The 22,434-nt window shown below is 63.2% G+C and carries 23 protein-coding genes; 12 read left to right on the top strand and 11 right to left on the bottom strand.

The annotated features are described in order from the left end of the window. The 4 genes from C6W91_RS00225 (at window position 1) to rsmA (ending at window position 5,306) form a co-directional block, all read left to right on the top strand. The gene (locus C6W91_RS00225) at window positions 1-2,163 is read left to right on the top strand and encodes an LPS-assembly protein LptD (RefSeq protein ID WP_274868782.1); all 2,163 of its coding nucleotides are present in this window, start codon (window positions 1-3) and stop codon (window positions 2,161-2,163) included. Further along, window positions 2,148-3,416 carry a peptidylprolyl isomerase gene (locus C6W91_RS00230; protein WP_274868783.1) on the top strand — a complete coding sequence of 423 codons (1,269 nt, stop codon included), beginning with the start codon at window positions 2,148-2,150 and terminating at the stop codon, window positions 3,414-3,416. The genes C6W91_RS00225 and C6W91_RS00230 overlap by 16 nt, the downstream gene beginning before the upstream one ends. Next, window positions 3,413-4,390: a 4-hydroxythreonine-4-phosphate dehydrogenase PdxA gene (gene pdxA / locus C6W91_RS00235; RefSeq protein WP_274868785.1), complete on the top strand. Its 978-nt coding sequence runs from the start codon at window positions 3,413-3,415 to the stop codon at window positions 4,388-4,390. The genes C6W91_RS00230 and pdxA overlap by 4 nt, the downstream gene beginning before the upstream one ends. Window positions 4,391-4,460: 70 nt before the next feature. Then, window positions 4,461-5,306, top strand: a complete 846-nt coding sequence (gene rsmA, locus C6W91_RS00240; RefSeq protein ID WP_274833728.1) for a 16S rRNA (adenine(1518)-N(6)/adenine(1519)-N(6))-dimethyltransferase RsmA — start codon at window positions 4,461-4,463, stop codon at window positions 5,304-5,306. Between the two features lie 177 nt (window positions 5,307-5,483). Here the strand turns inward: rsmA and C6W91_RS00245 are convergent, their stop codons facing one another. From C6W91_RS00245 to prfA, 3 genes are all read right to left on the bottom strand, one after another. Further along, entirely contained in the window at window positions 5,484-6,170 is a 687-nt protein-coding gene (locus C6W91_RS00245; protein ID WP_274868786.1) for a DUF4167 domain-containing protein, read from the bottom strand. 221 nt (window positions 6,171-6,391) lie between these two features. Continuing rightward, on the bottom strand, window positions 6,392-7,279 hold the full coding sequence (prmC, locus tag C6W91_RS00250; protein ID WP_370570380.1) for a peptide chain release factor N(5)-glutamine methyltransferase: 888 nt from the start codon (window positions 7,277-7,279) through the stop codon (window positions 6,392-6,394). Continuing rightward, window positions 7,242-8,297, bottom strand: coding sequence for a peptide chain release factor 1 (gene prfA, locus C6W91_RS00255; RefSeq protein ID WP_065273272.1), 1,056 nt, complete (start codon window positions 8,295-8,297; stop codon window positions 7,242-7,244). The genes prmC and prfA overlap by 38 nt, the downstream gene beginning before the upstream one ends. 87 nt (window positions 8,298-8,384) lie before the next feature. Here prfA and C6W91_RS00260 point away from each other — a divergent pair, with 87 nt between their 5' ends. Further along, a complete protein-coding gene (locus tag C6W91_RS00260; protein WP_274868789.1) occupies window positions 8,385-8,687 on the top strand; it encodes a hypothetical protein in 303 nt (100 codons plus the stop codon). 151 nt (window positions 8,688-8,838) lie between these two features. On the opposite strand, the gene C6W91_RS00265 is transcribed toward C6W91_RS00260, so the two are convergent. The 4 genes from C6W91_RS00265 to C6W91_RS00280 form a co-directional block, all read right to left on the bottom strand. After that, a complete protein-coding gene (locus tag C6W91_RS00265) occupies window positions 8,839-9,276 on the bottom strand; it encodes a DUF1499 domain-containing protein (protein ID WP_065273270.1) in 438 nt (145 codons plus the stop codon). Window positions 9,277-9,343: 67 nt separating this feature from the next. Beyond that, the gene (gene speB / locus C6W91_RS00270) at window positions 9,344-10,291 is read right to left on the bottom strand and encodes an agmatinase (protein WP_274828932.1); all 948 of its coding nucleotides are present in this window, start codon (window positions 10,289-10,291) and stop codon (window positions 9,344-9,346) included. Window positions 10,292-10,298: 7 nt separating this feature from the next. Then, window positions 10,299-11,270: an agmatinase gene (speB, locus tag C6W91_RS00275; protein ID WP_274832012.1), complete on the bottom strand. Its 972-nt coding sequence runs from the start codon at window positions 11,268-11,270 to the stop codon at window positions 10,299-10,301. A gap of 108 nt (window positions 11,271-11,378) precedes the next feature. Continuing rightward, window positions 11,379-12,554: a M20 aminoacylase family protein gene (locus tag C6W91_RS00280; protein ID WP_274868790.1), complete on the bottom strand. Its 1,176-nt coding sequence runs from the start codon at window positions 12,552-12,554 to the stop codon at window positions 11,379-11,381. Between the two features lie 62 nt (window positions 12,555-12,616). Here C6W91_RS00280 and mazG point away from each other — a divergent pair, with 62 nt between their 5' ends. The 5 genes from mazG (at window position 12,617) to C6W91_RS00305 (ending at window position 15,782) form a co-directional block, all read left to right on the top strand. Continuing rightward, window positions 12,617-13,441, top strand: a complete 825-nt coding sequence (gene mazG, locus C6W91_RS00285) for a nucleoside triphosphate pyrophosphohydrolase (protein ID WP_274833719.1) — start codon at window positions 12,617-12,619, stop codon at window positions 13,439-13,441. Window positions 13,442-13,473: 32 nt separating this feature from the next. Then, a complete protein-coding gene (locus C6W91_RS00290; RefSeq protein WP_065273265.1) occupies window positions 13,474-14,415 on the top strand; it encodes a nucleoside hydrolase in 942 nt (313 codons plus the stop codon). Further along, window positions 14,412-14,867: an N-acetyltransferase gene (locus C6W91_RS00295; RefSeq protein WP_274868791.1), complete on the top strand. Its 456-nt coding sequence runs from the start codon at window positions 14,412-14,414 to the stop codon at window positions 14,865-14,867. Before C6W91_RS00290 ends, C6W91_RS00295 begins: the two co-directional genes overlap by 4 nt. 139 nt (window positions 14,868-15,006) lie before the next feature. After that, window positions 15,007-15,282 carry a glycine zipper 2TM domain-containing protein gene (locus tag C6W91_RS00300; RefSeq protein WP_274828502.1) on the top strand — a complete coding sequence of 92 codons (276 nt, stop codon included), beginning with the start codon at window positions 15,007-15,009 and terminating at the stop codon, window positions 15,280-15,282. Between the two features lie 251 nt (window positions 15,283-15,533). Next, the gene (locus C6W91_RS00305; RefSeq protein ID WP_274828503.1) at window positions 15,534-15,782 is read left to right on the top strand and encodes a DUF2798 domain-containing protein; all 249 of its coding nucleotides are present in this window, start codon (window positions 15,534-15,536) and stop codon (window positions 15,780-15,782) included. A gap of 71 nt (window positions 15,783-15,853) precedes the next feature. Here the strand turns inward: C6W91_RS00305 and eno are convergent, their stop codons facing one another. From eno to C6W91_RS00320, 3 genes are all read right to left on the bottom strand, one after another. Further along, window positions 15,854-17,128 carry a phosphopyruvate hydratase gene (gene eno, locus C6W91_RS00310; RefSeq protein WP_065273261.1) on the bottom strand — a complete coding sequence of 425 codons (1,275 nt, stop codon included), beginning with the start codon at window positions 17,126-17,128 and terminating at the stop codon, window positions 15,854-15,856. Window positions 17,129-17,288: 160 nt separating this feature from the next. Further along, complete coding sequence (locus C6W91_RS00315) at window positions 17,289-18,170, bottom strand: DMT family transporter (protein WP_065273260.1); 882 nt, start codon at window positions 18,168-18,170, stop codon at window positions 17,289-17,291. A gap of 150 nt (window positions 18,171-18,320) precedes the next feature. Further along, complete coding sequence (locus C6W91_RS00320; RefSeq protein WP_065273259.1) at window positions 18,321-18,734, bottom strand: Fur family transcriptional regulator; 414 nt, start codon at window positions 18,732-18,734, stop codon at window positions 18,321-18,323. A gap of 364 nt (window positions 18,735-19,098) precedes the next feature. On the opposite strand from C6W91_RS00320, the gene C6W91_RS00325 reads away from it, so the two are divergent. Beyond that, a complete protein-coding gene (locus C6W91_RS00325; protein ID WP_065273258.1) occupies window positions 19,099-20,430 on the top strand; it encodes a DEAD/DEAH box helicase in 1,332 nt (443 codons plus the stop codon). Between the two features lie 78 nt (window positions 20,431-20,508). Here the strand turns inward: C6W91_RS00325 and C6W91_RS00330 are convergent, their stop codons facing one another. Further along, window positions 20,509-21,210: an endonuclease/exonuclease/phosphatase family protein gene (locus C6W91_RS00330; protein WP_274839276.1), complete on the bottom strand. Its 702-nt coding sequence runs from the start codon at window positions 21,208-21,210 to the stop codon at window positions 20,509-20,511. Between the two features lie 148 nt (window positions 21,211-21,358). On the opposite strand from C6W91_RS00330, the gene C6W91_RS00335 reads away from it, so the two are divergent. Then, complete coding sequence (locus C6W91_RS00335; RefSeq protein ID WP_274868792.1) at window positions 21,359-22,267, top strand: DMT family transporter; 909 nt, start codon at window positions 21,359-21,361, stop codon at window positions 22,265-22,267. Window positions 22,268-22,434: the final 167 nt, after the last annotated feature.

The following is a 22,434-nucleotide window of genomic DNA, read 5'->3' on the forward strand; positions in this document are numbered from 1 at the left end:
ATGCGCCGCACCCTTTTGCTTTCCGTGCTGCTGCCGTGGCTGGGCCTGACCGTCCCCGTGCAAGCGCAGGACGCCAATGCCGCTGACGCGCCCCGACAGCCTGCAATGCTGGTTGCAGACCGGGTATTCATCGCCCCGGACCGGACGCTGGTTGCCAGCGGCCATGTCGAGGCCTTTCAGGGTGACGTCCGCCTCAAGGCACAAAAGATCACCTATGACCAAAGCAGCGGCACTCTAGAAATCGAGGGGCCAATCCGGATTGATCAGGGCGGCGAGATCGTCATTCTTGCCAATGCTGCCGAAATGGACCGGGACCTGCGGAATGGTCTTCTGAGCAGTGCGCGCATGGTGTTCCAACAGCAATTGCAGCTGGCCTCGCTGCAAATGACGCGAGTCAGCGGGCGCTATACGCAACTGTACAAGACCGCCGTCACTTCGTGTCACGTCTGCGAGGACGGAAGCCCGCCGCTCTGGCAGATCCGGGCTGAACGCGTGACCCATGACCAGCTCGAACGCCAGCTTTACTTCGAGAACGCCCAGCTGCGGGTTCTGGATGTGCCGGTGTTCTATTTCCCAGGAATCCGCCTGCCCGATCCGACGCTGAAGCGAGCCACCGGTTTCCTGATCCCCTCTTTGCGCACAACCTCGAACCTCGGCTCCGGGGTCAAAGTGCCGTATTTCTTCCGGCTTGGTGACCACCGGGACCTGACGCTGTCGCCCTATGTCTCGCGCAAGACCCGCACGCTGGAGGCACGCTACAGGCAGGCGTTCCGTACCGGCACGATTACATTCGAGGGCGCCCATACCCGCGATGACCTGCAACCCGGCGACAGTCGCGGCTATTTCTTCGGGACCGGCAGTTTCGATCTGCCCCATGATGTCCGCCTGGGGTTCGATGTAAAAACCGTCTCGGACGACGCCTATCTTGCCGACTACGGCCTCGACGATCTTGACCGGCTCCGCTCGGATCTGACGCTGACCAAGGCGCAACGCGACATGATGTTCAGGGCCGGTCTTTATCACTACAAGACTCTGCGCGACAGCGAACAGCAGGAGTTCATCCCCTCGGCCGTCGCCGATCTCACCTTCCAGCGCCGCTATTTCCCGCAGACTATCGGTGGCGAAATGCGCCTGACGCTGGAGGCCCATGGCCACCGTCGACAGTCGGATCAGACCAGTACCGGCGCCTTGCCGCTGGGCCGGGATATTGCCCGTGTGACCGCCGATATCGACTGGCGCCGTCAATGGCATTTCGCGAGCGGCCTGGTGGCCGAGTGGCAGGCCGGCGCTGCGACAGATGCGTTTTCGATCTACAACGACGCCAAGTTTGACAACACCGCAACCCGGCTGACGCCGCGCAGCGCCCTGACCCTGCGCCTGCCGATCAGCAAGGTCAGCGCCACCGGCAACCGCAGCTATCTGGAGCCCATCGTCCAGCTGGGCTGGAGCGATGTCACCGGCGATGCGGTGCCCGGCGACGAAAGCGGCTTTGTCGAATTCGATCAAGGCAATCTTCTGGCCCTGTCTCGCTTCCCCGCTGTCGATGCGCGCGAAGACGGGCTGACCCTGGTCTACGGGGTCAACTGGGCGCATTACGCGGTCAATGGATGGCAAGCCTTTGCCACCGTCGGACAAATCTTCCGGCAGGATGCCGACACCCGCTTCACCAAAAGCTCGGGCCTCGGCGGCACCACCTCAGATATCCTGATGGCAGGGCAGCTGAAGCTGAGCCAGGATCTTTCTCTAACCACGCGCGGCCTGCTGAACGGGTCGCTGAACTTTTCCAAGGCGGAATTCCGCGGCGATTGGCGCCACGAAAAGGGGTCGTTGTCGGGCACCTACCTGTGGCTTGGCACCGACCCGGCCGAAGGGCGCAGCGAAGAGACCTCGGAAATGTGGTTCGACGGCTCCTACGAGATTTCACCGGCCTGGCGCGCCAGCGCCAACCTGCGCTATGACATCTCTGATGCGCAGGCCACGCGGGCTGGTATCGGCCTTGCCTACAGCAATGAATGCGTCACCGTCGACGTTTCGCTCAACCGGCGTTATACATCTACAACAAGTGTTGAGCCTTCGACCGATTTTGGGTTTACCATCGCGTTGAACGGGTTCTCCGTGAACAGCGGCAACAAAAAGTACAGGCGATCATGCAGCAATACCTGACCCTCCGGACTCCGGCCTCCCTGATCCATCGCGGCCTGCGGTTTGCGGCCAAGTCGGCCACGGCCCTGACGCTCTGCGCCGTTCTTCTGACGCCGGTGCCTGGCGCCGCGCAGGGGTTGTTCTCGCCTGCCATCACGGTCGATGACACGGTCATTACATATTACGAACTCGAACAGCGCGCCCGTTTCATGGGGGTGCTGCGGGTTCCGGGCGACCTGATGAAGGCGGCCCGCAAGGAGCTGATCAATGACCGCCTGAAACTGGCGGCCATGGCTGAGGCTGGTATTGAGCCCAGCGAAGATGAGATCACCGCAGGCATGACTGAACTGGCTGGGCGTGCCAACCTGTCGCTGAACGAATTCCTGTCGGCGCTGCAGGAAAGCGGCGTCGATCCGGAAACCGTGCGCGATTTCTCCCGCGTCGGGCTGGGCTGGCGTGATCTGGTCGGTGCCCGCTTCCTGTCACGCGCCCGCCCGACCGAGGCAGAGATCGACCGCGCCATGGGTCAGGCTGGCTCCGGCAGCGTTCAGGTTCTTCTTTCCGAGCTGATCCTGCCGATCAACGAACAGAATGCCGCACAGGTCGAGGATCTGGCGCGTCAGGTCTCGCAATTGCGCAGCTATGATTCCTTTTCCGCCGCCGCCAGCCAGTATTCCGCTGCCCAAAGCCGCGAACGGGGCGGTCAGTTGAACTGGATGCCGATCACCAAGCTACCGCCGCAGCTGCAAGAGGTCGTGCTGGCCCTCAGCCCCGGCGAGGTGACCGACCCGCTGCCGTTGCAAGGCGCGGTTGCCCTGTTCCAGATGCGCGATCTGCGCGAGGTCACAGGACGTGCGCAACGCTATGCCGCGATCGATTACGCCGCCTATTACCTGCCCGGAGGGCGCAGTGCCGAGACATTGGCCAAGGCGCAAGGCATCATCTCCCAGACAGATACCTGCGACGATCTTTATGGGGTGGCAAAGGGTCAGGATCCTTCGGTTCTGGATCGTGTCAGCCTGTCCCCGGCAGAGATTGACCGCGACATCGCGATCGAGCTTGCGAAACTCGATCCCGGCGAAACCTCGACCGCAGTGACGCGCAACAACGGAAATACATTGGTTCTGCTGCGCCTGTGTGGTCGTACGGCCGAACTCGGCGAAGGTGAAAGCCGCGAAACCGTCGCCAATGCCCTGACCGCGCAGCGGGTTGATTCCCTGTCCGAAAGCTATCTGGAACAGCTGCGCGCCGACGCCCAGATCAAAGAAAAATGACCCATACGCGCCCCGTCGCGATCAGCTGCGGCGAACCGGCCGGTATCGGCCCTGAAATCGCAGCAAAGGCCTGGGCTGAGCTGCGGACCAGCTCCCCCATGCTGTGGCTCGGTGATCCGCGCCATCTTCCTGCAGGCACGCCTTATCAGGAGGTTGCGCAGCCGCAGGATGCCGCAGCGATCTGCCCGCAGGCGCTGCCGGTACTGAAGGTGCCCTTTGCCGGGGACGCCAATACCGGAACACCGGACCCACGCAATGCATCCGGTGTGATCGCCGCAATAGAAACCGCCGTATCGCTGGTGCGCGCAGGCGAGGCCTCGGCCATCTGCACCGCCCCCATTCACAAGAAGGCGCTGATCGACGGCGCGAGCTTTGCCTATCCCGGCCACACCGAATTCCTGGCCCATTTGGCTGGGCGCGACAGGGTGGTGATGATGCTGGCGAGCGACCAGCTGAGGGTGGTGCCGACAACCATCCATATTGCCCTCTCTGAGGTCCCCCGCGCCCTGACGCCGGATCTGCTGCGCGAAACCATCGCCATCACCGCCGAGGGCCTGCGGCGTCAGTTCGGCATTTCCAAGCCGCGCATCGCTGTTGCCGGACTCAACCCGCATGCAGGTGAAGGCGGCGCCATGGGCCGCGAGGAGCTGGAGTGGATCGCTCCGCTGATCGCCGAGCTGCAATCGCCGGACATGTCTCTGACCGGGCCGCATCCGGCGGATACGATGTTTCATGCTGCCGCCCGCGCCCGCTATGATGCGGCGGTCTGCATGTATCACGATCAGGCGCTGATCCCGATCAAGACGCTGGATTTCGACCGCGGCGTCAACGTCACCCTTGGCTTGCCCTTCATCCGCACCTCTCCGGATCATGGCACCGCCTTTGATATCGCGGGGACCGGTCAGGCGAACCCGTCGAGCATGATCGAAGCGCTGAAAATGGCGCAGCGCATGGCCTTGGCGACCTCTGGCTGAGCCTGCTCCCGCCAGCCTTTACGCCTGCAGCCCCTTGCCTTGGCCCGGTATTTCACCGCATAGGAAGGGGATGAGCCAGATCGACACCCTCCCCCCCCTGCGCGAGGTCATCGCGACGCATCAGCTGTCCGCCCGCAAATCGCTGGGCCAGAACTTTCTGCTGGATCTCAACCTGACAGCAAAGATCGCCCGCCAGGCCGGCGACCTTACTGGTTGTGATGTGCTTGAGATCGGGCCTGGCCCTGGCGGCCTGACCCGTGGCCTGCTGGCCGAGGGCGCGCGCCGGGTGCTGGCGGTGGAAAAGGACAGCCGCTGCCTGCCGGTGCTGGAGGAGATCGCAGACGCCTATCCGGACCGTTTGCAGGTGATCAATGGCGACGCGCTTGAGATTGACCCGCTGCAATACCTGACGCCGCCGGTGCGGGTGGTAGCCAACCTGCCCTACAACGTCGGCACCGAATTGCTGGTGCGCTGGCTTACGCCAAAAGACTGGCCGCCGTTCTGGCAAAGCCTGACGCTGATGTTCCAGCGCGAGGTGGCCGAACGCATCGTGGCGCAGCCCGGCTCCAAGGCCTATGGACGACTTGCCATTCTGGCGCAGTGGCGCGCCAAGGCGCAGATCGTACTGTCGCTGCCGCCGGGCGCCTTTACCCCGCCGCCGAAGGTGAGCAGCGCCGTGGTACATCTGGAGGCGCTACCCGAACCGCGCTACCCGGCGGATGCGGCGACCCTGTCGCGTGTTGTGGCTGCGGCCTTCAACCAGCGTCGAAAAATGCTGCGTGCAAGCCTTAAAGGGGTGTCCCCGGATATCGAAGCGCACCTGGAGGCTGCGGGCATCCCTCCAACAGAACGCGCCGAGCAGGTCAGCCTGGAAGCCTTCTGCGCGCTGGCTCGCAGCCTGAAGCCAGTCGCGTAAGACGCCGCCCCTGCGGCAACGCCCTCATTTGACGGTGCTCCAGACCTGTAGCCCAGAGCAAAAGAAAAACCCCGGCCCGCCATCGGCGACCGGGGTTCTCTATTTCGTTCGCAAAAGACCTGAACCACAGGGTGGACGCAGGAACGGGACACATCTGCCCCAATCCCATTGCAGCCCTTACTCAGCTGCTTCCGGAGTGTCTTCTGACGGTTTGGGCTTGGAGCGGCTGCGCGTGGGCTTCTTGGCCGGTTTCTTGGCCTCATCCTCTTTGCCTTCCGCTGCGGCCGATTCTGCGACCTCGCCTTGTGCCCCTTCGGGCGCCTTCTTGGCGGCGGGCTTGCGCGGCGCGCGGGGTTTGCGCGGCGCAGATTTCTTCGGCGCAGCCTCGGAACTCGCGCTTTCCGGTGTCTCAACCAGACCGCTGTCCTGATCCTGACCGCCAGCTTCGCGCGGGTCGATCACTTCGGGCTGCGGCGCATCGGCGGGATCGGCTGCGGGTTTGGCCTGGGCCGCTTCGCGTTCCTGACGTTCCATCCGCTCGGCGCGTTCGCGATCACGTTCGGCCTGGCGTTCGCGGTTCTGCCGCTCCTGCTCTTCACGGCGCGCGTCGATTTCCCGCTGCGCTTCGTTCAGAAGGCGCAGGTAATGCTCGGCATGCTGCTGAAAGTTTTCAGCCGCAACGCGGTCATTGCTCAGCTGCGCATCGCGAGCCAGCTGGTTGTACTTGTCTATGATCTGCTGCGGAGTTCCGCGCACCTTGCCCTCGGGACCAGAGCTGTCAAAGACACGATTGACAACATTGGCGCCATTTGCAGGGCGATTTCGGTTCGACTTGGAACGCGAACGTGATTTTGACGATCTCATATGCCTAACGTCAGCCTTGATTGTAAGCGTCGTAGACCCAATCGAGCGCGCCTCAGCGCCGGGTCATCGACATTTTTGGGCTTGATGTCGCCGGGAGGAAAAACGCCCTCACCTTTGTGCGACAGTTTGAGTAACCACTTTAAGCGCCCCCATACAAGAGGCACAGCTTCTTTTTCGACCTTTTTTCTTTCTAAAGTGCGAATTTTCCCATTCGACCCGGCCTAGGCAGGCGCATTCCCGCAAACAACCCGGTCCCGTCCATCAAGATCGGGAAGAACCTGAACCGCCTCCAGCCCTGCCGCGCGGAACAGATCCGCGACATCCGCGCCCTGACTTGGGCCGATTTCGACCAGCAGCCGCCCCCCCGGCACAAGATGCTGCATGACACCGGCCAGAATACTGCGATAGGCGCCCAGCCCATCGCCGCCATCGGTCAGGGCCATCTGCGGTTCATGGTCCAAAACCTCGGGGTCCAACGCCTCCATTTCAGACCGGGCGATATAGGGCGGGTTGGAAACGATCAGATCGAATGTCCCGCTCACGTTTTGCAACCAATCCGACTGACGGATATCGGCGCGCTCCGCCACCCGGTGCAGCACCGCATTGGCGCTGGCCTGCAGGCAGGCGGCCTCGCTGAGATCGACGCCAAGCCCAGAGGCATCCGGCTGTTCTGCCAGCAACGTCACCAGAATACAGCCCGACCCGGTGCCCAGATCCAGCACCCGCTTGAACGGACGCGACAGCGCGGCTTCGATCAGAGTTTCGGTTTCCGGGCGCGGGTCCAAAACCTCGCCCGAGACCTTGAAACGGCGACCGTAGAACTCCCGCTCGCCAATTAGATGCGACACCGGAACGCGCACGGCGCGCAGGGCCACAAGTTGCTCATACCGGTCGGCGATCTCAGAAGACAGCTCTTCCGGTGCGATCAGTGTAACACGACTCGCTTCGATTCGCGCGGCATGCGCCAAAAGAACCCGTGCATCGCGTGCAGGATCAGGCACCCCGGCCGCCCGCAGCCGCGATGCTGCGGCAGCCATGGCCTGCGCTGCGGTATTTCCCGAATGCGTCACGTCACTGCCCCAGTTCGGCCAGAAGACGCGCCTGATCATCGGCCGTCAGCGCGTCGATGATCTCATCCAGATCGCCCTGCATGATCTGATCCAGCTTATAGAGCGTAAGGTTGATCCGGTGATCCGACATCCGCCCCTGCGGGAAATTATAGGTCCGTATCCGCTCCGAGCGATCGCCCGAGCCAACCTGGCTGGCGCGGCTTTCCGAACGCTCGCTGTCGATGCGCTGACGCTCCAGATCATAAAGCCGCGTGCGCAGCACCTGCATGGCAATCTCGCGGTTGCGGTGCTGGGATTTTTCCGAGCTGGTGACAACCGTGCCGGTCGGCAAGTGGGTGATCCGCACCGCAGAATCCGTGGTGTTGACGTGCTGCCCCCCCGCGCCGGATGACCGCATGGTGTCGATACGCAGATCGTTCGCATCAATTTTGATGTCGACGTCCTCGGCTTCGGGCAGGACCGCGACGGTGGCCGCCGAAGTGTGAATACGGCCTCCGGATTCGGTGACGGGAACCCGCTGCACCCGGTGCACGCCGGATTCGTATTTCAGCCGGGCAAAGACATTCTCGCCCTTAATATGGGCCACGACTTCCTTGATGCCCCCCAGTTCGGTGGCCTGTTCTTCTAGGATCTCGAACTTCCAGCCGCGCGCCTCGGCATAGCGTTGATACATGCGCAGCAGGTCACCGGCAAAAAGCGCTGCCTCGTCACCGCCAGTGCCGGGACGGATTTCCAGGATCGCAGGCCGCGCGTCAGCCTTGTCCTTGGGCAGCAGCGACAGCTGCAGCTGATGTTCCGCTTCGGGCAGCGCCGCCTTCAGCGCCGGGATTTCCTCTTCGGCCAGTTCCTTCATATCGGGATCGGCCAGCATGGCTTCGGCCTCGGCCAGATCCGCCACCAGCTTGCGATAGGCCTGCACCTGCTCAACCACCGGCTTCAGATCGGAATATTCCTTGGCCAAGGTCGCAATATCGCCGCCGCTGGCACCATCTGCCATCGCCGCTTCAAGGTATTGAAACCGTTGCAGGATCTGCTCCAGCCGATCTTCGGGTACCATCGGGAACGCCTATTTTGTTCTTGTCATAAGGGCCATGGGCCGCCGGGGCGCTTTGGCGCGGGCCGCGCCCTGTGATATGCTAGGGGCATGCATTATACCAGTCTCCTTATCGCAACCGCGCTGATCGGCACCGCCCTGCCCCTGCAGGCGGATGTCAGCGGTCCGGGCGGCAAAGTGCTTGATTGCTATTGCACCGACAAATCCGGCAGCCGGGTCGAGCTTGGCGAGTTTCGCTGTCTCTCGGTCGATGGGCGCAGCTTCATGGCGCAATGCCAGATGTCCCTGAACGTACCCATGTGGCGCGAGGTCCAGTCGGCCTGCCCTTCAGCCGCGCTGAACGGCGCGCAGTTGCCGCAAACCGAAACAGCGCACCCGCTGCCAAGGCTTTAGGCGCAAGACCAGCCAAATCGTGCGCACGCCGCACCTTGGTGCGGCGCCCGGCCCAACGGGAGCCGCGCATTCCACAATGCGCCTGCGACGGGCGGGAGCGCCTCCCCCTACTTGTTGAGCATCGCTGCCGGTTGAAAAAGCTGCGGGTTTCCTAGTCCACCGCAGCAGTGTCGCCCGCCATCTCCATCTGCGACAACCAGTTGTCGATCCGGGCCTTGTTGCTGCCCAAATCGGAGCGGCCAAAGCGCAGCCGAGCGTAGACCTTCAGCAACTCCCCATCCTGCCGGGCCGTGGTGTAATCGGGAAATCCGAACAGCTTGGTCCGGGTCACATAGGTCACCATCTGGTCCTCGACCGAGCCAGCGAGCAATTGCGTGCGCGGCGCCTGCCCGGCGATACGGTCGAACCGGCGCAGCCCGTCCGGGCCTGTGTTCACCACCCGGAAGATACCACCGCGAAATTCCTTGTCCTCGGACAGTTCCGGCTGGGTGTTCCAGTCCAAGGGATCAGAGGGCGCCAGCCGGATGAAGCCAAGCACCACAACGACAGCAGCAAGAACGATCCACCCAAGCAGCATAACACGTCCCATCTGGCCTCCCCCCGCCCCGTCTGCTGTCACCGCAGACCGCGGTGCCCTGCGCCGCGGCTGAGGTTGCCTATTTCGTCTTCACACCCGGCAGCACGCACATCAATTCGTACAGCAGGTTCGCCGCTGTCAGCGCCGTGTTGCCCGATGCATCATAGGGCGGCGACACCTCGACCAGATCGCAGCCCACGATATTGAGCCCCTTCAGGGATCGGATCAGCTCCAGCGCCTGCGGTGTCGTCAGCCCGCCGATTTCAGGCGTGCCGGTGCCCGGCGCATAAGCCGGGTCAAGACTATCGATATCATAGGTCACATAGACCGGCCTATTGCCGATATCGCGACGAATTTCCGCACCCATATTGTGCAGCTGCCGCCCCCACAGCTCCTGCGCCGGGAAATGCTGGAAGCCCCAGGACTGCGCCTCGGCAAAATCCTGTGCCGAATAGCCGGTGCCGCGAATGCCGATCTGATAGGTCTTGTCGGGAACGACCAGCCCTTCTTCATAGGCGCGGCGGAAGACGGTGCCATGGGTTTCCTTTTCGCCGAACATCTCGTCGTTGACGTCGGCGTGGGCATCCACATGAACAAGCGCCACGGGGCCATATTTCGCGGCGATGGCGCGCAGGATCGGCAGGGTGATCGAATGATCGCCGCCCATGGCCACCGGAATAGCCGAGCCCGACAGGATCGCCGCATAGCTGTCCTGGATGATGCGCAGCGAATCCTTCAGCGAAAAGGTATTGATCGCCAGATCGCCGATATCGGCGATGTTCAGGCTGTCAAAGGGCGCCGCGCCGGTGGCCATGTTATAGGGCCGCAGCATCGCGCTTTCGGAGCGGATCTGTTTCGGGCCAAACCGGGTGCCCGAGCGCCAGGAGGTGCCGATGTCCATCGGAATGCCCAGCACCGCCACGTCCAGCCCGGTCAGCGAGGTCGCTTGCGGCAGCCGCATAAAGGTATTGGGCCCGGAGAACCGCGCCAGATCGTTGCCACTGATGGGTTGATTGAACTCTGCCATTCTCTGCTCAGCCATTCTTCTTTGTCATATTCCAGCCCAGAAGGCAGATGATTTCCATCGCCACATGAGCCCCCGCAATCGCCGTCGCGCCGGTAGTATCGAACGGAGGCGAAACCTCCACCACATCGCCGCCTTTGATGTTGATCCCAGCGATATCACGCAGGATCCGCGCCACCTGCGCCGAGGTCAGCCCGCCCCAGACCGGGGTGCCGGTGCCGGGCGCATAAGCCGGGTCCAGCCCGTCGATGTCAAAGGTCAGATAGGTGGGCCGGTCGCCGAGGATGTCCTTGATGCGGCGGGCAGTCTCAGCCGGGCCGATCTCATGCACGGTGGGGGCGTCGATGATATTGACGCCCAGCGTGTCCTCGTTGGTGGTGCGGATGCCCACCTGAACCGAGGTCGCAGGGTCCACGATCCCCGATTTCACCGCCTTATAGAACATGGTGCCGTGATCCACGCGCGAGAAATCATCATCGGCCCAGGTGTCGGTATGGGCATCAAACTGCAACAGCGAGATCGGACCGTATTTCTCTGCATAGGCTTTCAGGATGGGAAAGCTGATGTAGTGATCGCCGCCCAGCGTGACCGAAGCGGTGTCGCTGTCGAGAATGCCCTTGATATGGGCCTGCAGGGTGCCGGGAAAGGCCGGGACGTTGGCATAGTCAAAGGCCAGATCGCCGTAATCCGCAATCGCCAGTTCGCTGAGGGGATCAAAGCCCCAGCCATAGGGGGCATCGGGGCTTTGCAAGAGGCTCGCCTCGCGGATCGCGCGCGGGCCCAGCCGGGTGCCGGGGCGGTTGGTCACCGCCTGATCAAAGGGTACACCAGTAACGGCGATATCCGCGGCGCTCAGATCCTTGGTGTAGCGGCGGCGCGCAAAGGACGGTGCCCCGCCAAAGGTGTTCTCATAGCTGAGCCCCTTCAGGTCTTCGCGGGTGAAAGCCTGATCCACCTGGGTCTTTGCGTCTTCCAATGCCATCGGCCTGCCCCGTTACAAGTTGTTAACCCCGTTTCAGCCGGGAATACCCGACTGAAACTATGTTGTCACCTGCTGAGGGTGGTATGAATACCCGCCCTTGCAAGCCGGTCACGCTGCGGGTTGTGCGCGCTCCACCAGACGGGCGAAAAAGGACGCCCCGACGGGTGCGATGGCATCATTAAAGTCATACTTGGGGTGGTGCAGCCCGGCGGTATCGCCCTGGCCGATATACAGATAGGCGCCGGGGCGCGCGTTCAGCATGTAAGAGAAATCCTCGGCCCCCATGTCGCGGGTGGCATCGGGGACAACCCGGTCCTCGCCGACGATTTCGCGCGCGACGCCGACAGCAAAATCCGCCTTGTCCGCATCGTTGATGGTCGCGGGATAGCCGACCTCGTAATCCAGCGTCGCTTCGACGCCGTAAGAGACCGCCTGCCCCGCCACGATCTCCTCCATGCGGCGCATCACCATGTCCTGCACTTCCGGATCAAAGGTGCGGACGGTGCCGTTGATATAGGCCGTGTCGGGAATGACGTTGTCGACGGTGCCGGTATGGATCTGGGTGACCGAGACCACCAGATCCTGAAGCGCATAGTGATTACGGCTGACGATGGTCTGTATCGCCTGGGCAATGCCGCAGGCCGCCATCACCGGATCGCGGGTCTCGTGCGGCATGGCGCCGTGCCCGCCAACCCCCTGAATACGCACATGGAAGGTATCCACCGCCGCCATGATCGGCCCCGGCGTGGTCAGGAAACTGCCCTCGGCCAGCCCCGGCAGATTGTGCAGCGCGTAGACCTCGCCGATGTTGAATTGCTCCATCACGCCTTCTTCTACCATGATACGGGCACCGCCGATGGCCTCTTCGGCGGGTTGGAAGATCAGCGCGACGCGGCCACTGAAATTACGCGTCTCGGCGAGGTATTTCGCTGCGCCCAGCAGCATGGTGGTGTGTCCGTCATGGCCGCAGGCGTGCATGTTGCCCGCGTGGCCCGAGACGTATTCGACGCCGGTTTCCTCGGGGATGGGCAGTGCATCCATATCGGCGCGCAGGCCAATCGTCCGCGCATCCGGCGCGTCATGCCCCTGACCGTTGATGATCGCCACCATGCCGGTCTGAGCGATGCCCTCGTGCAGCTCATCCACACCGAATTCGCGCAGGCGCTCGGCCACGAATGCGGCGGTCTTGGGCAGATCCAGCGCCAGCTCCGGGATCTGGTGCAGATGGCGCCGCCATGCGGTCATATCAGTGGCAAAATCGGCGATGCGGTTGACGACCGGCATGGGGTGGACTCCTTGGTCAGACTCGGGATGATGCATCTGACACCGATCAATAGGCAGCTGCAATGGCCGATACAGAGCTCATCCACGACGAAACCGCCGGAATCGAACGACTTTTGGAAATCATGCGCGCCCTGCGGAATCCCAAAACGGGCTGCCCCTGGGATGTGGCGCAGGATTTCGCCACCATCGCGCCCTATACCATCGAAGAGGCCTATGAGGTCGCCGATGCGATCGAGCGCGAAGCCTGGGATGAGCTGAAGGGAGAGCTGGGCGATCTGCTGTTCCAATCCGTCTTTCACGCGCAGATGGCCGAGGAAGCCGGGCATTTCACCTTTCAGGACGTGGTCACCACCATGTCGAACAAGATGGTCAGCCGTCATCCGCATGTCTTTGGTGACGAATCGCGTGATAAATCCCCCGAGCAGCAGACCCGCGACTGGGAGGCGATCAAGGCCGCAGAACGCGCGGGCAAGGCGCAACAGGGCACGCTGGATGGCGTCGCTGTCGGCCTACCCGCACTGCTGCGGGCGCATAAGCTGCAAAAACGCGCCGCCCGGGTGGGCTTCGACTGGCCCGACGCCTCTCATGTGATCGACAAGATCCAGGAAGAGGCCGCCGAACTGGCGGAGGCGCGGGACGAGCTGACACAGGACGCGGTGGAAGAGGAATTCGGCGATCTGATGTTCGTCATGGCCAATCTGGGCCGCCATCTGGGGGTTGAGCCCGAGGCCGCCCTGCGCCGCGCCAACGCGAAATTCATCCGCCGGTTCGAAGGCGTCGAAGCGCGTCTGGCCGATCTGGGCAAACGTCCCGAGGACAGCACGCTTGAAGAGATGGACGCCCTGTGGGATGCCGAAAAGGAAGCCCAGCGCGCCAAAGCCACCTGATCGTGACCAAAAGAGATACAGAAAGACCTTTCATGACCGCACGCAAGATCATCATCGACACGGATCCCGGCCAGGACGATGCCGTTGCCCTGCTGCTGGCGCTGGCCAGCCCGGACGAGCTGGAAGTGCTTGGCATCACCTGCGTCGCTGGCAACGTGCCGCTGTCGCTCACGCAGAAGAACGCCCGCATGATCTGCGAAGTCGCCGGGCGCAGCGATGTGCCGGTACTGGCAGGCTGCGACGCGCCGCTGGCCCGGCCGCTGGTGACGGCGGAACATGTGCACGGCAAGACCGGTCTTGATGGCCCCGAGTTGTGGGAGCCGCAATTGCCGCTGACCGACGGCCATGCGGTGGATTTCATCATCCACAACCTGCGTCGCCATGCCCCCGGCTCGGTCACCCTCTGCCCGCTGGGACCGCTGACCAATATCGCCACGGCCTTCAAAAAGGCGCCAGATATTATCGACCGGGTGCAGGAAATCGTGCTGATGGGCGGCGCCTATTTCGAAGTAGGCAATGTCACCCCCGCCGCCGAATTCAACATCTACGTCGACCCCGAGGCGGCCGAGACCGTCTTTACCTCCGGCGTGCCGCTGGTTGTGATGCCGCTGGATGTCACCCACAAGGCGCTGGCAACCCGGCCCCGAGTCGCTGCGATCCGCGCACTCGATACCCGCGCCGGTCATTTCACCGCCGATATGCTGGATTTCTTTGAACGGTTTGATGTGGCCAAATACGGCTCCGAAGGCGGGCCGCTGCACGATCCCTGCGTCATCGCACATCTGCTGCAACCTGATCTCTTTTCAGGTCGTCACGTGAACGTTCAGGTCGAAACCGGATCGGAGCTGACCCTCGGCATGACTGTCGCCGACTGGTGGGGCGTCACCGACCACGCGCCCAATGCCATGTTCATGGGGGATGTGGACGCGGACGGCTTTTTCGCCCTGATCACCGACCGTCTGGCCCGGCTATGAGCGCCGCCCTGCATCTTGCCAAGCCCGAGCATCTGGGCAAGCTGCTGCCGCTGGTTGCTGCCTGCCACGAGGAGATCGGCCGCGACAGTAACGCCGAGCAGCGCGAGGCGGGCATCGCGCCGCTGCTGGAGGGCATGCCTTATGGCGCAGTCTATATCATCGGCCCCACCCGTGCACCGATCGGCTATATCGTGGTCACCTTCAGCTGGTCGGTCGCCTTTGGCGGCATGGACGGCATGGTGGATGAGATCTACATCCGCCCCGCCGTACGCGGCCGCGGCATTGCCACCGAAGTGCTGACAGAATTGCCCAAAACCCTTGCCGAAGCAGGGATCACGGCGCTGCATTTCACCGTCGATCAGGCCAATGAGCAGGCACAGCGCCTTTACGCCCGCGCCCGTTTTCAGCCGCGCGAAGGCGAGATGCTGATGAGCAAGAGACTCATCCCCTGAGGCCCCAAACAGCGCATCAGGCAGGTTTTCGCCACTTTGGGCGTGTCCTTCGGATTTTTCCCAAAAGTTGATCCAGAACAGATCGGGGCGCTAAAATCGGCGCAATACTCCCCCTCAGACCACTGACAGGAGATGTCCGATGAAAGCAAAACTCACCGCACTCGCCGCTGCTGCCGTTCTAGCCCTGACCGGTTGCGAGAACCTGACCACCGAACAACGCACCGTCGTTGGTGTCACCGGCGGCGCCGCGGCCGGTCTGATCGCCGCCGAGGCGCTGGATGCCAACAAGAATTGGCGCATCATCGCTGCCCTTGCCGGTGCGGCAGCTGGCACCGTGGTGGCCCAGAACCAGGCCACAAACACCTGCGCCTATGCCCGCGGCGACGGCACCTATTACGAAGCGCCCTGCCCCTGATCGCAATCTGACACCGCGCGCCTTGACCGGTGCCCTGACCGGGTGCTAGCGAGGCTTACGCTGAAAAACGCAGGGCCGGTCCGGTTATCCCGGCCCTTGCGGGACGCCGCCCAAAAGCGGCGCCTGCAAGAGTTAGTCAGGCTGGACATCCCTGCCTGAACCCGCAGCAGTCCCCGTCACTGGGGTGCTGCGGTATATCGTGAAATGACCCGTCGCATCCCGTTTACACAGATAGAAAACGGAGTGCGTTCATGCCTCACCCCAAAACGACAGTCATCCTCGCCCAGTTCTTCATCGCGCTGATGATGGCCTTTCTGATGACCGGTATCTTCACCGCCTTTCCCACCGGCTTTGCGCCCGGATGGGTTGGCCTCTGGCTGGGACGGTTCGTGATCGCGATGCCCATCGCCTTTGTCCTGTCGCTGGGCGTCGGCCCACTCGCCTTTTTCCTGGCCAGCCGCCTGATCCGCCTCCTGACGCTGTCACGCAGCGCCGGGTGAACCGCCCGCAGGACACGCAAAAGGCCCCGCCGATACCGACGGGGCCTTTCATCAGATCTGTCGCCTGATCCTTATTTCAGGATCGAACGGCCTGCGTATTCGGCCACTTCGCCCAGCACTTCCTCGATGCGGATCAGCTGGTTGTATTTCGCGAGCCGGTCGGAACGCGCCAGCGAGCCGGTCTTGATCTGGCCGCAGTTGGTGGCAACCGCGAGATCGGCAATGGTGGCATCCTCAGTCTCGCCCGAACGGTGCGACATCACGTTGGTAAAGCCCGCGCGGTGCGCCATGTCGACGGCCCGCAGGGTTTCGGTGAGCGAGCCGATCTGGTTCACCTTCACCAGCATCGAGTTGGCCGAGCCGCGCTGGATGCCTTCGGCCAGACGCGCCGGGTTGGTCACGAACAGATCGTCACCCACCAGCTGCACCTTGTCGCCGATGGCGTCGGTCAGGGCTTTCCAGCCGTCCCAGTCATCTTCGCCCATGCCGTCTTCGATCGAGATGATCGGGTAATCGTTCACCAGCGCCGACAGGTAAGCGACGTTTTCATCGCTCGACAGGGTCTTGCCTTCGCCCGAAAGGACGTATTTGCCATCCTTGTAGTATTCGGTCGCAGCACAATCGAGCGCCAGATAGATGTCCTCACCCGGGCGGTAGCCTGCCTTCTCGATGGACTTCAGAACGAAATCCAGCGCTTCACGAGTCGATGCGATATTGGGGGCAAAACCGCCCTCGTCGCCGATCCCCGTGCTGAGGCCCGCTGCGGTCAGCTCTTTCTTCAGCGTGTGGAAGACTTCGGCGCCCATGCGCACGGCGTCGCGGATGTTTTCCGCTGCCACCGGCATGATCATGAATTCCTGAATGTCGATTGGGTTGTCGGCATGTTCGCCGCCGTTGATGATGTTCATCATCGGAACCGGCAGAACCCGCGCCGAGGTGCCGCCCACATAGCGGAACAGCGGCTGGGTGGTGAAATCGGCAGCCGCCTTAGCCACGGCCAGCGATACGCCCAGAATGGCATTGGCGCCCAGACGGCCCTTGTTGGCGGTGCCGTCCAGTTCGATCATCGCGCTGTCGATGGCAACCTGCTCGGTCGCATCAAAGCCGACCAGCTCTTCGGCAATCTCACCGTTGACGGCGGCCACGGCCTCCAGAACGCCTTTACCCATGTAACGGCTCTTGTCGCCGTCGCGTTTTTCCACTGCTTCATGGGCACCGGTCGATGCGCCCGAGGGGACAGCGGCGCGGCCCATGGTGCCGTCTTCGAGGATCACATCAACCTCGACGGTCGGGTTGCCCCGGCTGTCAAGGATTTCGCGGGCGTGAATGTCGATAATGGTGCTCATCGGTCGGTTCCTGACTGTGGCAATTGGTTGCCAGCGTCATAGCAGCCGAGGGCAGATTGTAAACCGTTTCCGTTATCGCTAACGCGCCTTTATTTCACCGGTTAGGGCTAACAATTCGCTGTTTGCGCCAACAGTTTTGCAGCTGCGGCGATGTGCCTGATCAGGCCGCCGCCGGAACGGCGCGGGCCAGTCGACGTTCGCGCAGGAAGGTGTAAAGGCCAGAGGCGATGATCAGCCCGGCCCCGGCCAGGGTCATGGCATCGGGGCGTTCGTTGAACATGATGACGCCCGCCAGCAGCGAAAAGACAAGCCGCGTATAGCGGAAGGGCGTCACAGCCGAGGCATCCCCGACCCGCATCGCCGAAACGATACCGTAGTAACCCAACACACCGAACAGAACGCCGCCCAGCATCATCAGCGTTTCGCCCCCCTCCAGCGCCCGCGCCTCTCCGGGCGTCAGCACCAAGAGCAGCGCCGCCGCCGGAATGACGGCTGCAAAGGCCTGAAAACTGACCACGGTGGAGGGCACGGCACTGTCCATCACACGTGTCAGCAGATCCCGCGCGGCAACCGCCCCAACCGAGACCAGCACCAGCAGGGCAGCAGGCTCAAATCCGCTGAGCCCCGGCCGGATGATCATCAGAACCCCGGCGAAACCAACAAGGATCGCGCTCCAGCGCCGCCAGCCGACCTGCTCACCCAGAAACAGCGCCGCGCCCATAGTGATGACCAAAGGCGTTGCCTGAAACACGGCGGCCACAACGGAAATATCCACCAGCGCCAGCGATGTGGCAAAGCTGACCGCAGCCAGCGCCTCGGTCAGGGCGCGCAGCACCGGCCTCCGGCGCCAGGCGCGCGGGGCAAAGATCCGGTGCCCCTGCAATTTCGCCAGAACTGCAAAGACGCTGCCGCTGCCGAGCCCCAGAAGGATCAGGATCTGCCCTACCGGAAGCCCCTCGGACAGGGTCTTGATGAACATATCCTCCAGGGTGAAGGCTGCCATCGCTCCGATGACCAGAAGAATACCGTTGATGTTGTTCATGCGCGCGCCCTTCCTGTGCCAGGCCCCCGCGATAGGCGCCCTGCAAATCCGGGCATGCCCAGCATTGCCGCCACCGGCAAGCGGTTTCGCGACAGGATGACGCAACATGTTGTGATGTTAATCATCACGCATCGTGATGAATGCGGCTTGTCAGCTCTTTTTTGTCGGCACGCCGTAAAGTTCCAGCTTGTGCCCCTTCAGCTGGTATCCAAGCTTGGCCGCGATCTTTTCTTGCAGCGCCTCGATCTCGGGGTCGCAGAATTCGATCACTTCGCCAGTGTTGATGTCGATCAGGTGGTCGTGATGTTCACGGTCCGCGTCCTCGTAACGGGCGCGGCCGTCGCCAAATTCCAGCCGGTCCAGAATACCGGCCTCTTCGAACAGCTTTACCGTGCGATACACCGTGGCCAGCGAAATCCCGGCATCCAGCGCGCTGGCCCGGGCGTAGAGTTCCTCCACATCCGGATGATCATCGCTGTCCTGCAGGGCGCGCGCAATCACACGGCGCTGGCCGGTCATACGCAGGCCCTTGGCCTCGCAGCGGGCGATAATCGATTCTGCCATCGCAGTCCTCTCCGTTTCTGGGCTCCCTGTGTAACGAACCAAGCTCGGGGCGCAAACCGTCAAATCACCTGTCGTGCCCATTGACATTCCGGGCCGGGGCCTCCATTTGGGCGTCAGGCATCCATCCCTGCCGCGTGAGCAGAGACGGCCCGGTTGCACCTGAGGTGCAGGCATTTCCCGGCGTCTTAGTGATATGCCCGTGTTCCCAAAATCACGCGTGGGGCGTTTGCAGAGGCCAGCGGCCTGGCATCCGGCCAGCCCCCGCCCGAGGTCCCTGCCCCACCCATCTCCGCAATCCGGGACGCGGTCCCGGAGCTGCGGCACCGGTCTTTTGCATGATGCGAAGGCCGCGAAAGGACGACAAGTGACTGAATTTTCGACTATGGGGCTGCCGCAGCAGCTTCTCGCCCGCCTTGATGACATGGGTCTGAAGGATCCGACCCCGATTCAGGCGCGCGCCATTCCCCATGCCCTGAACGGCGAGGACGTACTGGGTCTGGCCCAGACCGGTACCGGCAAGACCGCCGCCTTTGGCATTCCGCTGATCACCCGCATGCAGGACTATGGCCGCAAACCAGCGGCCAAGACCGTGCGCGGTCTGGTTCTGGCGCCGACCCGCGAACTGGCCAACCAGATCGCCGCGACCCTCAAAGGGCTGACCGAAGGCTCCCCGATGAAGATCGGCCTGGTGGTCGGCGGTGTTTCGATCAACCCGCAGATCCAGCGTATTGCCCGCGGCACCGACATTCTGGTGGCCACCCCCGGTCGCCTGCTGGACATTCTGGACCGTAACGCGCTGGATCTTGGCTCCTGCGACTTCCTGGTGCTGGACGAGGCCGACCAGATGCTGGACCTCGGCTTTATCCACGCCCTGCGCAAGATCTCGGCCCTTCTGCCGGAAGAGCGCCAGACCATGCTGTTCTCGGCCACCATGCCGAAACAGATGAACGAGATCGCCAATTCCTACCTGCAGCGCCCGGTGCGCATCGAAGTGACCCCTCCGGGCAAACCGGCGGCCAAGGTCACCCAATCGGTGCATTTCATCGCCAAGGCGGAAAAGCTGAGCCTGCTGAAAGAGTTGCTGACCGAGCACAAGGACGAGCGCACGCTGGTCTTTGGCCGCACCAAACACGGCATGGAAAAGCTGATGCGGGTGCTGGACAAGGCCGGTTTCGCCGCTGCGGCGATCCACGGCAATAAAAGCCAGGGTCAGCGCGAACGCGCCCTTGCCGCCTTCAAATCCGGTGAGATCAAGGTGCTGGTGGCCACAGATGTGGCGGCGCGAGGTCTGGATATCCCAGACGTGAAATACGTCTACAACTACGAACTGCCCAACGTACCGGATGCCTATGTGCACCGCATCGGCCGCACCGCACGCGCGGGCAAGGACGGTCAGGCCGTCGCATTCTGCGCACCGGACGAGATGGATGAGCTGAAAGCGATCCAGAAGACCATGAAGATCACCATTCCGGTCGCCTCGGGCCGCCCGTGGGAAGTGCTGCCCGATCCGGCAGCGCCCAAGGGACGTCGTGGCGGCCCGGGTGGCGGCGGCAAACCCGGCGGCGGCGGACGCCCCGGTGGCAACCGTCGGCGTCGTGGCGGCGGCGGAGGCCGCGGTGGCCAGGGTCAAAGCGGCGGTCAAGGTGGCAGCGGCCAGGGCAACGGACAAGGCGGTCAGCGCCGTCGCTCCAGCTAAGCCAAAGCTGCTAACAGATCAGAAGAATCGGAAGCCGCCGCGCCATTGCGTGGCGGTTTTTGTTTGCGCGGCGCGCGCTTACCCCGCGCGCCGCAGATCCGCCCAGACCGGCAGGTGGTCCGAGGCAATGTGCGCTGGCTGCGCCTGATGCACCCCAGCCCGCACCACCTCCAGACCTGTGCTATGGGCAATTCGGTCCAGCGCGCCAAGCGGTCGCAGCGCCGGAAAGCTAGGTGCAGGCGGCAGGAACCGCATCATCGGCGCCAGCCGGTCCAGCACAGAGCTGCGCGACCAGTCGTTGAAGTCACCACCCCAGACCGTCGGCATATCGGTCCATTTCGCGCTGTGCTGCGCCAGATGCCGCACCTGCGCCCGCCGCGCCCGCCCGGTGAGCCCCAGGTGCGCGCCAACCACCCGCAAGGGGCCGATGGGTGTTTCAAAGGCCGCCCAAACCGCGCCGCGCGGCTCCAGCCCCGGCAGATCGATATGCCCCTTGTCGCGCAGGGAAATGCCCTGGCCCTTCCAGATCACCGCATTGCCGTGCCAGCCCAGCGATCCGGCCCCGCCCAGATCTACATCCTGCCAACCCGCCTCGTTCAGAACGAAATGCGGCAGCGCCGCGGGCCGGGGCGGCAGACGCTTGTCCGCCTCCTGCAACAGCACGATCCGCGCGCCCATGTCCTCCAGCACGTTCAGGATACGGCGTGGCTGGCGGCGCAGGTCCAGACCAACGCATTTCTGAATGTTGTAACTGGCCAGACGCAGGGTGGTCTCGGGCATGGGCGCTCCTTTCCCGGCCAGTGTTCATCGCCCGCACAGCCGGTGCAAGCCAAGATCGCCCTGCCTGCGTCAAGGCGCGCACGATTGCAGCCGATTTTGGCGAAACGTCTTGCTTGACAGTTCGTTACCTCCCGGTGCTGATGCGCCCATGACAGAAAAAAGATCCATGGACGCCGCGGGCGCCCTTGCCCTGACCGGCTTTGCCGCCCTTCTTGGCTTCAATCAGGTTGTTATCAAGATCGCCAACGGTGGCTTTGGCCCGGTGTTCCAGGCCGGGCTGCGCTCGCTTATCGCACTGGCGGTGATCCTCATCTGGGTCTGGCTGCGCCGCTCAAGGCTGCGCCCCGAAGGCGGTATGCCAGCGGGGGTCCACGGCTGGGGCATCGTGGTGGGCCTCTTGTTTACCGGTGAATTCATCTGCCTGTTCTGGGCGCTGGATGTCTCATCGGTGTCGCGGGTGACGATCATTTTCAACTCGATGCCCGTGTGGCTGGCGCTGGCCGCGCATCTGTGGCTGCCGGGAGAGCGACTGAGCGGGTTGCGCGTTGTTGGCCTGGTGCTGGCGATGGGCGGTGTGGTTCTGGCGGTGCTGGACCGGGACGCCAGCGGCGCATCGGTTCTGGGCGATGTGCTGGCGCTGATCTCGACCCTGTGCTGGGCCGGGCTTGCCTTCTGCGTGCGGGCAACGCCCTTGTCGCGGGTGCCCGCGGTGACGCAGCTGATCTACCAACTGGCGGTCTCGGCCGTGCTGTTGCTGGCACTGTCGCCGCTTTTCGGGCCGCTGCTGCGCGCACCCGAGCCGATCCATATCGCAGGCGTGCTGTTTCAGGCCATTGCGATTGCCAGCCTCGGATACCTGCTGTGGTTCTGGCTGTTCACCATCTACAAGGTCGGCTCGGTCGCCTCCTTCAGCTTTCTCTCGCCGGTGCTGGCGGTAGTGATGGGCTGGCTGATCCTTGGCGAGAAACTATCTTATGAGGTCTGGCTGGCACTGGCACTGGTGGCGGCAGGCGTCTTCCTGATCAACCGCCCCGACAAACGCACCACAATCGCATAAGCCAGCTCTCCCGCCCGTCGCGGACGCATCACAGATGTATCCGCTCCCGTTGGGTCTGGCGCGCCAAGGCGCGCACGCCGTGCGCAGCACGGCGCCGGGCCCAAGGGGGAGAGCGCCTCCGCAAGGAGGCCGAGCCCGCGCGGGAGCGCGGCCCCTGCTTCTCTGCC

The sequence above is a fragment of the Phaeobacter sp. SYSU ZJ3003 genome (assembly GCF_041300735.1).
Lineage (GTDB): Bacteria > Pseudomonadota > Alphaproteobacteria > Rhodobacterales > Rhodobacteraceae > Phycobacter > Phycobacter gallaeciensis_A.

Coding starts and splice junctions, on each gene's coding strand:
- C6W91_RS00245 (WP_274868786.1), bottom strand. CDS start 6,170: ATGAGATCGTCAAAATCACGTTCGCGTTCCAAGTCGAACCGAAATCGC.
- speB (WP_274828932.1), bottom strand. CDS start 10,291: ATGGCAGAGTTCAATCAACCCATCAGTGGCAACGATCTGGCGCGGTTC.
- C6W91_RS00335 (WP_274868792.1), top strand. CDS start 21,359: ATGACAGAAAAAAGATCCATGGACGCCGCGGGCGCCCTTGCCCTGACC.
- C6W91_RS00225 (WP_274868782.1), top strand. CDS start 1: ATGCGCCGCACCCTTTTGCTTTCCGTGCTGCTGCCGTGGCTGGGCCTG.
- C6W91_RS00330 (WP_274839276.1), bottom strand. CDS start 21,210: ATGCCCGAGACCACCCTGCGTCTGGCCAGTTACAACATTCAGAAATGC.
- C6W91_RS00280 (WP_274868790.1), bottom strand. CDS start 12,554: ATGCCGGTCGTCAACCGCATCGCCGATTTTGCCACTGATATGACCGCA.
- C6W91_RS00300 (WP_274828502.1), top strand. CDS start 15,007: ATGAAAGCAAAACTCACCGCACTCGCCGCTGCTGCCGTTCTAGCCCTG.
- speB (WP_274832012.1), bottom strand. CDS start 11,270: ATGGCATTGGAAGACGCAAAGACCCAGGTGGATCAGGCTTTCACCCGC.
- pdxA (WP_274868785.1), top strand. CDS start 3,413: ATGACCCATACGCGCCCCGTCGCGATCAGCTGCGGCGAACCGGCCGGT.
- C6W91_RS00295 (WP_274868791.1), top strand. CDS start 14,412: ATGAGCGCCGCCCTGCATCTTGCCAAGCCCGAGCATCTGGGCAAGCTG.
- C6W91_RS00265 (WP_065273270.1), bottom strand. CDS start 9,276: ATGGGACGTGTTATGCTGCTTGGGTGGATCGTTCTTGCTGCTGTCGTT.
- eno (WP_065273261.1), bottom strand. CDS start 17,128: ATGAGCACCATTATCGACATTCACGCCCGCGAAATCCTTGACAGCCGG.
- C6W91_RS00290 (WP_065273265.1), top strand. CDS start 13,474: ATGACCGCACGCAAGATCATCATCGACACGGATCCCGGCCAGGACGAT.
- rsmA (WP_274833728.1), top strand. CDS start 4,461: ATGAGCCAGATCGACACCCTCCCCCCCCTGCGCGAGGTCATCGCGACG.
- mazG (WP_274833719.1), top strand. CDS start 12,617: ATGGCCGATACAGAGCTCATCCACGACGAAACCGCCGGAATCGAACGA.
- C6W91_RS00230 (WP_274868783.1), top strand. CDS start 2,148: ATGCAGCAATACCTGACCCTCCGGACTCCGGCCTCCCTGATCCATCGC.
- prmC (WP_370570380.1), bottom strand. CDS start 7,279: ATGATCAGGCGCGTCTTCTGGCCGAACTGGGGCAGTGACGTGACGCAT.
- C6W91_RS00305 (WP_274828503.1), top strand. CDS start 15,534: ATGCCTCACCCCAAAACGACAGTCATCCTCGCCCAGTTCTTCATCGCG.
- C6W91_RS00260 (WP_274868789.1), top strand. CDS start 8,385: ATGCATTATACCAGTCTCCTTATCGCAACCGCGCTGATCGGCACCGCC.
- C6W91_RS00320 (WP_065273259.1), bottom strand. CDS start 18,734: ATGGCAGAATCGATTATCGCCCGCTGCGAGGCCAAGGGCCTGCGTATG.
- C6W91_RS00315 (WP_065273260.1), bottom strand. CDS start 18,170: ATGAACAACATCAACGGTATTCTTCTGGTCATCGGAGCGATGGCAGCC.
- prfA (WP_065273272.1), bottom strand. CDS start 8,297: ATGGTACCCGAAGATCGGCTGGAGCAGATCCTGCAACGGTTTCAATAC.